General features: G+C 50.1%; 9 protein-coding genes, 1 rRNA gene and 1 other RNA gene. All 11 read right to left on the bottom strand.

What is annotated here, in order from left to right; all coding sequences use genetic code 11:
- Window positions 1-121 (bottom strand): 16S ribosomal RNA (locus HYD27_RS28275); the annotation flags it as partial.
- 304 nt (window positions 122-425) lie between these two features.
- Window positions 426-692 (bottom strand): pro-sigmaK processing inhibitor BofA family protein, encoded by a 267-nt coding sequence (locus tag HYD27_RS28270; protein ID WP_219220910.1) that lies wholly within the window; start codon window positions 690-692, stop codon window positions 426-428.
- 29 nt (window positions 693-721) lie between these two features.
- Complete coding sequence (locus HYD27_RS28265) at window positions 722-970, bottom strand: DUF2508 family protein (RefSeq protein WP_219220908.1); 249 nt, start codon at window positions 968-970, stop codon at window positions 722-724.
- Window positions 971-1,210: 240 nt separating this feature from the next.
- Window positions 1,211-1,810, bottom strand: coding sequence for a recombination mediator RecR (gene recR, locus HYD27_RS28260; protein WP_219220907.1), 600 nt, complete (start codon window positions 1,808-1,810; stop codon window positions 1,211-1,213).
- 35 nt (window positions 1,811-1,845) lie between these two features.
- Window positions 1,846-2,157, bottom strand: a complete 312-nt coding sequence (locus tag HYD27_RS28255) for a YbaB/EbfC family nucleoid-associated protein (RefSeq protein ID WP_020426415.1) — start codon at window positions 2,155-2,157, stop codon at window positions 1,846-1,848.
- A 46-nt stretch (window positions 2,158-2,203) separates the two neighbouring features.
- Window positions 2,204-3,979: a DNA polymerase III subunit gamma/tau gene (gene dnaX / locus HYD27_RS28250; protein WP_219220906.1), complete on the bottom strand. Its 1,776-nt coding sequence runs from the start codon at window positions 3,977-3,979 to the stop codon at window positions 2,204-2,206.
- Between the two features lie 136 nt (window positions 3,980-4,115).
- An RNA gene (ffs, locus tag HYD27_RS28245) (signal recognition particle sRNA large type) lies at window positions 4,116-4,384 on the bottom strand.
- 211 nt (window positions 4,385-4,595) lie between these two features.
- Window positions 4,596-4,793: a 50S ribosomal protein L31 gene (gene rpmE / locus HYD27_RS28240; protein WP_219220905.1), complete on the bottom strand. Its 198-nt coding sequence runs from the start codon at window positions 4,791-4,793 to the stop codon at window positions 4,596-4,598.
- A 119-nt stretch (window positions 4,794-4,912) separates the two neighbouring features.
- Window positions 4,913-6,190 carry a radical SAM family protein gene (locus HYD27_RS28235; protein ID WP_219220904.1) on the bottom strand — a complete coding sequence of 426 codons (1,278 nt, stop codon included), beginning with the start codon at window positions 6,188-6,190 and terminating at the stop codon, window positions 4,913-4,915.
- A 25-nt stretch (window positions 6,191-6,215) separates the two neighbouring features.
- The gene (gene rho / locus HYD27_RS28230) at window positions 6,216-7,574 is read right to left on the bottom strand and encodes a transcription termination factor Rho (RefSeq protein WP_219220903.1); all 1,359 of its coding nucleotides are present in this window, start codon (window positions 7,572-7,574) and stop codon (window positions 6,216-6,218) included.
- Between the two features lie 166 nt (window positions 7,575-7,740).
- Window positions 7,741-8,994, bottom strand: a complete 1,254-nt coding sequence (locus tag HYD27_RS28225; RefSeq protein ID WP_219220902.1) for a UDP-N-acetylglucosamine 1-carboxyvinyltransferase — start codon at window positions 8,992-8,994, stop codon at window positions 7,741-7,743.
- Window positions 8,995-8,998: the final 4 nt, after the last annotated feature.

Here is an 8,998-nt window from a genome sequence, read left to right as displayed (position 1 = left end):
TACTCACCCGTCCGCCGCTAAGCAGGAATGGAAGCAAGCTTCCATTCCTGCTCCGCTCGACTTGCATGTATTAGGCACGCCGCCAGCGTTCGTCCTGAGCCAGGATCAAACTCTCCAAATTGGTATTTAGAAAGAGCGATTGCTCATTTTGAAACATCTGACGAGAATAAAATATTCTCTAATTTTGGACCTCACTTGCGTGAAATCCCACTCACTCGTTGTTCAGTTTTCAAAGATCAATGTCTCGTTTTTCATTCATCACCGCGTCTCAGCAGCGACCTTCATAATATATCACAGCGCCTTTATTTCAGTCAAGCGTTTTTTATTCTAATTTCTCGCCCGGCTTCCAGGCAAGTTATTAGGAAGGTATCTTGTCCAAAGGGCCGAAGCTTAATGTATCATAAATTCCGAACTCACGTCAACCTTTAGAATAAAGTTATTTTCAGGCCTAGGAGCATCAGCACTCCAGGGAGACCAAGAACCGTTACAGCGCCTATGGTTGCAGGATTCAATGGCACATAAATATCCGTTAATATCCCGGAAAAGTTCACTATATAAATACCGATCGCAGCCAGAAGGAGATGCGTGCCAAACAGGCTGAGCCAGGCCCAGCCTAATTTTTTCCTGAAAACAATAAAGAATAATAATAGTCCTGATAGAATCAGTACTGCTGATGCCGCAATTCTAAGCATGATAATCCTCCTTTGTCTTTTTCTATTTTCTATAGCCGAGCTCGATTAAGCCCCATGCTTTTGGCATGCTTCAAATGAATCTGATATTTACGTTCTGCCGCTTCCAAAATATATATGGCATAGTCTATCTGATCCTGGCCCCGCGCCTCGTCAAACATTAAATGCGCCCTCTCCCACTCTGATTGTGCCTGTTTAACCTCAAGAAAAACGTCCCAGTGATCCTCCTGTCTTCCTCTCTGCTCTCCGACGGCCTGCTTCCTTACTCTCCACCATCCCATTCCAATTCCTCCTTAAGAATAATTTCAGTACGATGTGAAGCAACCTCACCCTCGTTTATTCTCATTCATATCGGAATCGGGACAAACTTAGAACTAAAACACAGCATTAAATCACCTGCCTGAAACTGAAGAAGCCGAAGGCTCAGGCCTCCGGCTTTTGCGAGATCAAACAAGCATAGCTTCAATCAAAAAAGAAGCCCGCAGGGGCTTCTTGATTAAATGTCCGTGCGCCAAAGCTGCTCAGAACAGCTCACGCCGACCTTCGAGGGCCTTGGACAAGGTTACCTCGTCCGCATATTCCAAATCGCCCCCTACAGGCAGTCCATGGGCAATCCTGGTGATTTTGATCTCGAAGGGGCGCACCAGGCGGGAGATATACATAGCTGTTGCTTCACCCTCAATATTGGGGTTGGTTGCCATAATAAGCTCCTTCACCCTCTCATCGCTTAGCCGGGTCAGCAGCTCCTTCAGACGGATATCATCAGGACCTATACCCTCCATTGGTGAGATTGCACCCTGCAGCACATGGTAATAGCCATCAAATTCCTTAGTGCGTTCAATGGCCACGAGATCCTTGGAATCCTGAACTACACAGATTACGGAGGGATCGCGGGTTTTGTCCTGACAAATCCGGCAGGGATCGGTGTCAGTAATATTGCAGCAGACCGAGCAGTAATGAAGATTGCGTTTGACACTGACCAGCGCCTTGGCAAAATCAATAACCTCGTCTTCTTTCATGTTAAGCACGTGGAAGGCCAGCCGGGCGGCTGACTTCGGGCCAATTCCGGGCAGACGCGTAAAAGCTTCGATCAGCTTGGCAAGCGGTTCGGGATAATACAAAATATCGGTTCTCCTTTGGACAGATGGAGTAAGGTCTAGAACAGGCCAGGAATCTTCATGCCGCCGGTAAATTTACCCATGTCATTATTAGCCAGTTCTTCCGCTTGGGTAAGAGCATCATTTACAGCGGTAATCACGAGATCCTGCAGCATTTCGATATCGTCTGGATCCACAGCCTCCGGCTTGATTTGAATGGAAAGCAGTTTTTTGTGGCCATTGACCTGGACGGTCACCACACCGCCGCCGGATGATCCCTCAATAGTCTTGCTGCCCAGTTCTTCTTGAGCCTTAAGCATTTGCTCCTGCATCTTTTTGACCTGCTTCATCATTTGGTTCATATTGTTCATACGTCGTCTCTCCTTTGGAATGCGCACTTGGCGCTAATAGGCTTAACTACTCTTTTATGACAACAAGGTCTTCCCCAAAGAGCTGGATAGCCTCGTCAATCCATGGTTCAGTCCGTGTGTCCGCAGTCTCGTGCTCATGCTCCAGCCGCAGCTCCTCTGTACCGGTCTGAGCTGCAGATTTCATTGCGGCCTCATTCCAGTCACGGAGCAGCATAGTAACGAGTCGGTAAGGTTTGCCCAGACGTGCTGCGAACACATTCTCAATCACCTGTCTGTTCGCAGGCTTCTCGGTCGTATCGCGATGAATCGTATTTTTGAACGCAACCAGTACAGCGTCTTCTATAACAGCCACAGGCTCTCCGTCCACAAACCATGCGTGGACCGTTACCTTCTCTTCCTTCACTGCCTGCAGGACAACGCTCCACTTCTTATACACATCAGCGAAATCGGCACTGTCCTTGCCTGCGATAAATTTGTCCAGCTGTGGGGGCAGCTTGGAGGGCGAAGATATGCGCGGAGCGGGATTCTGAGGGGCAGTCTGTCTGCCCGCAGCCGCCTGCTGACCCCCTCCGGACAATGCCCCAGCCTGCAAAGCCTGTTCCAGCTTTTTCTCCAAGGCCGCGATCTGGCGTTTGAGAAGCTCCAGCTCTCCCGGGTCCACAGCGGCAGCATTGCCGCCTGCTTGACGCGAAATACCAGCAACAGCATGCGGAGCAGCCTCTTGAGGAGGAGCTTCCTGCTGCTGACTGCACAGCTTCATCAATGCTACTTCAAACAAAGTTTGGGGATGGGTCGCATATTTCATTTCACCCAGATAACGGGCCAATGTCTCAACGATCAGAAATAGCCGATCCCGGGAAAATGCGGCCGCCATATCGCGGAACTCCGCTGGATTCAGCACCCGATCCGTTAGCTGATCGGCCCCCGGCACCATCTTGATCATAAGTAAATCCCGGAAATAATACAGGAGGTTCTCCAGACATTTATCAGCACTCTTGCCTTCATGCATAAGCTGTTCAACCAGCTCCAGAAGCAGCCCCATATCTCCTTCCAGAATAGCCGTGGCGAGGCGGGCGAACTGTTCGGAGGGAATGCCTCCGGTCATGCCCAGCACCTGCTGATAAGTCACCTGCCCATCCGTAAAAGATGAGATCTGGTCCAGTATGCTTAGCGCATCACGCATTCCGCCGTCAGAGAGACGGGCAATGTATTGCAGCGCCTCTGCATCTGCAGAAATGCCTTCCTTCTCACAGATAGCCGTTAAGTGAGCGGTCTGTTCCTCCAGTGACACCCGCCGAAAATCAAAGCGCTGGCAGCGGGAAATAATCGTTGCCGGCAATTTATGCGGTTCTGTCGTTGCCAGAATAAACATTACATGAGGAGGCGGTTCCTCCAGCGTCTTCAGCAGCGCATTAAAAGCCTCTGTGGTCAGCATATGCACTTCATCAATGATATACACTTTACGGCGGACTTCGGTAGGAGCGTATTTCACCTTGTCCCGGAGGTCGCGTATTTCTTCAACACCACGGTTCGACGCCGCGTCAATCTCTTGCACATCCATGACATTGCCTGCAGTGATCCTGAGGCAGGAAGGGCATTCGTTGCAGGGTTCGGGACCCTCATTCCGTTCGCAATTGACCGCTTTGGCGAGTACTTTGGCGGCACTCGTCTTGCCGGTGCCCCGCGGTCCGCTGAACAGATAGGCATGCGAAACCCGCTGTTCACGAATTGCATTCTGCAGCGTCTGAATAATGTGCTGTTGCCCTACCATGTCATGAAACGACTGCGGCCGCCAGGCACGGTACAGCGCGATATGTTCCACTATGCATTACCCTCTCTTAGGCTGCCGCTTTCGGCATTTGTCGCTAATTTATTATACTATATCCATCAGAATTTGACCAAAAACAAAAAAGCATCTTCGCTTGTGGCAAAGATACTATTATAGGCAATATGATAAACCGTGCACCTGTTATTGATGGCTTCGATCCAAGCGGCAACCCTGCAGCACCGCTCGGGCTAGGCCACCCTCCGGCACAAGAGTAAACTCACTTATGGCTGCTTCCTTCCGGACCTGACCAGGTTCACGAGCACTCATTGCGGAGGACCCAACCGTCAACACAGCCCGCAGGAACCAAGGCCTCACATCGACAGCACCTCTAACAGGAATTCAACCTCGCTACAGCGGATTGCGAGTTACAGGGCACCGCTACCTCCCCGTCTAGCACGGCGAAGATAAGTATAGCTTACAGCTGGACAAAAATCAACTCCAGGCAAAAAGAAGCATTATTGCCAACTCTCTGAGAGGCAGCGTCCTTTTCTTTACGGAAGATAAAGAACATTTAATAAGGTGAAGCCTATAATTATATATCCTCGACGGAAAAGCCCCCGGACGCAAAGTCCAGGGGCCTGCTCCAATCCATAGCAAGGCGATAAATGGATCAGATACCATACTTTTTCTTAAATTTATCAACACGTCCACCGGCATCCAGAAATTTCTGCTTGCCCGTATAGAACGGGTGGCAGCTGGAGCAAACCTCAACACGCAGCTCCGGCTTCACAGAACCGGTCTCAAATGTATTGCCGCATGCACAGGTTACCTTGGTTAGATTGTAATTGGGTTGTATTGCAGATTGCATATGAACCTCACCTCTCGTGCCCTAAGCCTCATGCGGACCTAGAGTTAATAAGATATCTAAGCGGTATTTTAGCACGAAAGAATAGACTCTGCAATAAGTCTTAATCCCACTTGTTGAAGCTATACTTTCACACGCCGCTGCTTGGCCCGGGCCAGATCTGCAGGCGGTACATGTGTATACGAGCCTATAACAACATCAGGAAGCTCCCCGCGGAAAATTTCCAGCATCGTCTTCATTCCCAGAATATCTCCTTGAGCCGGAGGGATTAATTCCAGGTAGCTCTCCGGGTCGATATTTAAATTGCGCATCTGGATTAGTTTCAGATCTGTACGTCTGGCAAACTCCACCATCGCTTCAATCTCTTCTTCACGGTCAGTCACCCCCGGAAAGATCAAATAATTGATTGACGTATACACACCCTGCGAAGCCGCGTATTTCAGAGACTTCTCCACATTAGCCAGCGTATAGCCCCGTGGCTTGTAATAGGCATTATAGTGATCATCCAGTGCACTGATTGTGCTGACACGCATCAGGTCCAGTCCTGCATCAACAATTCCGCGAATATGATCGCTTAGCCCGGCATTGGTATTGATATTGATATAGCCCATATCCGTCACGGCACGGACTTCACGGATAGCTTCAATAATTAGCTTGGCTTGTGTGGAAGGCTCACCTTCACAGCCCTGGCCGAAGCTGATAATCGACCGGGGTGTCTTTAGATGCTCCAGCATGACCTCTGAAATCTCATTTACTGTAGGGCGGAAATTCATTCGCGTCTGCGGCGACACAAAGCCGCTGTCATCAGGCTGTTCGGAAATACAACCGAAGCAGCCGGCATTGCAGGAATAGGAAACCGGGACCGCTCCCTCCCATCGGCCAAGAAAGGTATTGGAAGAGGTCAGACATTCGTAACCCAGCGCGCAATTGGATAGATGCTCATAAAGACGGTTCTCCGGGTACTTGGCGGTTAAACCGCCCACTCCCACTTCTACATCCTCACGATCACAATTAAGCGGATTCCATTGCTCCGGATCATCTGTAAGATCAGCGGCCACATAAAACCCGCCATCTTTCCACACTACTGCGGAATAGCCGAAGAGCGGAAGCTTATACGACTTGTCTGTCTTGACATACCCGGGAAGACATAAGCGGGTAAAGCCCTGCGGAAGCAAAGCTCCTACTGCCTGCGAGCCTTCAGGCAGCGGAAGCATTTCACCCGTCTCAGGGTTCATGCCCACCGCCCGGGTGTTAGGCAGCCCAACTAACGTAGCCCCCTCGGGCAGCGGAATTAATTCTTCCTCCAGCATCTCAACAATCATATCCCCGCTGCGGGCCAGACCGAACAGCTCGGGATGATCATATACGTTTCCATGCCCGTCGGCATATACCAAATACATGTCAGTCTCCTCTTGTTATCTTTTCTCAGGTTGTTGGAACAGAAGGCGTCTTCGGCCGCGAGGTCCGGCGTGCGGATGAACCGCTGTTCGAGGTTCCCCCATTGCTGGCCGTTCCGCCCGGAGACGAAGATTCCTTATTCCCTGCAACATCAAAGGACGCCAGGAATTCGGCGTTGGTCTTGGTGTCACGCAGCTTCTTGATGAAGCCCTCCACAAAGTCGTAGGATTCGTTCATATTTTTGCGGATTGCCCAGATTGTGTCCAGCTCTTCTTTGCTGAGCAGCACCTCTTCGCGGCGCGTGCCGGAACGGCGGATATCAATGGCAGGGAAGATGCGGCGTTCCGCCAGCTTGCGGTCCAGATGCAGCTCCATGTTCCCTGTGCCTTTAAATTCTTCATAAATAATATCATCCATACGTGAACCGGTATCAATAAGCGCTGTTGCCAGTATGGTCAAGCTCCCGCCTTCTTCCACATTCCGTGCGGAGCCAAAAAAGCGCTTGGGACGATGGAAAGCCGCCGGATCAATCCCGCCGCTGAGCGTGCGACCGGACGGAGGAACAACCAGATTATAGGCACGCGCCAGCCGGGTAATACTGTCCAGCAAAATAACAACATCCTTCTTATGCTCCACTAAACGCAAAGCCCGCTGCAGCACAAGCTCAGCTACTTTGATATGATTCTCCGGAAGCTCATCAAATGTAGATGCAACAACCTCGCCCTTCACAGAACGCTGCATATCAGTTACTTCTTCGGGGCGTTCGTCAATCAGCAGTACAAACAGGGCAATTTCAGGATTATTGGTGGAAATGCTGTTGGCAATTTCTTTTAGGAGGAGCGTTTTCCCTGCTTTGGGAGGTGCTACAATTAAGCCGCGCTGCCCCAGACCAACAGGAGCAAGCAAATCCATTATTCGGGTAGACAAGTGAGTAGGGGATGTTTCAAGTGGCAGCTTATCTTGCGGATAAAGAGGTGTCAGCGCCGGAAAATGCAAACGCTCTGCTGCACTGGCAGGATTCTCGCCGTTGACGGCGTTGACTTGAAGCAATCCGAAGTAGCGTTCATTCTCTTTGGGCGTGCGGCATTTGCCGGAAACAAGATCGCCGCTTCTGAGATCAAACTTGCGAATCTGCGAAGCAGAGATATAAATGTCTTCCGCACTGGGCAAGTAGTTGATCGGCCTCAGAAAACCATAGCCCTCAGGCAAAATTTCAAGCACACCTTCCATAAACATGAGCCCGCTCTGCTCAGCCTGCGCCCGGAGGATGGCAAAAATCAGCTCCCGTTTCTTAAGCGTCCCGTAGTAAGGAATCTGGTATTTCTTCGCCAGCTTATACAAATCGGTCAGCTTCATTTCTTCCAAATCGGAAATTTGAAGATCCATGTAATAACCACCTATTCAATTTTTATAATGAGTTCTTCTAGCAGGTCAACCGGTAAAAATAGGAGTCTATTAAATTGTTTATTAGGATAGCATTACCCAATTTGGAAGGGGATATGCAGTTTAAGAGTAAAAAAGCACCCCTTTCCCCGCATCGGATAACCCTATTCTATTCATTCTCGCGCCATACTTCGGCTCCCAAATTACGCAAATTGCTGACCAAATTGTCATAGCCACGGTCTATATATTCTACACCGGTAACCTCGGTTATCCCTTCCTCTACCGTCAGACCGGCAATCACCAGCGCTGCACCTGCACGCAAATCGGCAGCCTTCACCTTCGCAGCGTTCAGCTTGCTTCCTTCGATAACGGCGGAGCGCCCTTCAACACGGATTTTGGCGCCCATCCGCACCAGCTCCGGAACATGCTTAAAGCGGTTGCTGTATACAAAATCGCTGAGCACACTAACCCCTTCAGCCTGGGTAAGCATACTTGTCATTGGAGATTGCAAATCGGTGGCAAAACCGGGGTATATCAGCGCTTTGACATCAGCATGCTCATATTTGGCCTTGCCGATGACCCGGATGCTCTCATCCAGCTCTTCGATATCCACACCCATCTCCAGCAGTTTGGCAGTTAGTGCCTCCAAATGCTTCGGAATCACATTATCTATCAATACATTGCCGCGCGTAGCCGCAGCAGCAATCATATACGTTCCAGCTTGGATACGGTCAGGGATGATAGAGTGACGGCAGCCGTGCATTTCCGTGACACCTTCGATCCGGATCGTTTCGGTACCAGCGCCTTTAATTACAGCGCCCATGGAGTTCAAGAGAGTAGCTACATCTATAATCTCAGGCTCTTTAGCCGCATTTTCAATGATTGTTGAGCCCTTGGCACGTGAAGCCGCAAGCATGATGTTAATAGTGGCGCCTACGCTCGATACGTCCAAATAGATTTTGGCACCGCGCAGTTCCTTGGCATACAGGTGAATAGAACCGTGGTCATTGGTTACAGTTGCTCCCAGCGCTTCAAAGCCCTTGATATGCTGGTCAATCGGACGGGGTTCAAAGTTGCAGCCGCCGGGAAGACCAATTGTCGCTTCCTTAAATCTTCCAAGGAGAGCTCCCATCATATAATACGAGGCCCGGAGTTTCTTGACCGGTCCGTTAGGCATTGGGATGGATACGATACGGGAGGGGTTAATTCTCATCTGGCTGCCTGTCCAGGAGACAGTGGCTCCAAGCTCTTCCAGAATTTCGGAGTAGACAGCTACATCACTAAGGGACGGCAAGTTATCCAGAACAACTTCAGACTCAGCCAAGATCGCCGCAGGAATAAGCGCAATGGCGCTATTCTTCGCTCCACTGATGGTAACAACGCCTTCTAAAGGACGTCCACCGCCAATCATTAATTTTTCCATATAT

Source organism: Paenibacillus sp. S150 (genome assembly GCF_019352175.1).
GTDB lineage: Bacteria > Bacillota > Bacilli > Paenibacillales > Paenibacillaceae > Paenibacillus_AQ.
This window is presented reverse-complemented; position numbering and strand designations above follow the sequence as displayed.

Bases quoted from the DNA above. Each gene is read 5' to 3' on its own strand.
- rho (WP_219220903.1), bottom strand. From the start codon at position 7,574: ATGGATCTTCAAATTTCCGATTTGGAAGAAATGAAGCTGACCGATTTG.
- rpmE (WP_219220905.1), bottom strand. From the start codon at position 4,793: ATGCAATCTGCAATACAACCCAATTACAATCTAACCAAGGTAACCTGT.
- HYD27_RS28225 (WP_219220902.1), bottom strand. From the start codon at position 8,994: ATGGAAAAATTAATGATTGGCGGTGGACGTCCTTTAGAAGGCGTTGTT.
- HYD27_RS28270 (WP_219220910.1), bottom strand. From the start codon at position 692: ATGCTTAGAATTGCGGCATCAGCAGTACTGATTCTATCAGGACTATTA.
- HYD27_RS28265 (WP_219220908.1), bottom strand. From the start codon at position 970: ATGGGATGGTGGAGAGTAAGGAAGCAGGCCGTCGGAGAGCAGAGAGGA.
- HYD27_RS28235 (WP_219220904.1), bottom strand. From the start codon at position 6,190: ATGTATTTGGTATATGCCGACGGGCATGGAAACGTATATGATCATCCC.
- HYD27_RS28255 (WP_020426415.1), bottom strand. From the start codon at position 2,157: ATGAACAATATGAACCAAATGATGAAGCAGGTCAAAAAGATGCAGGAG.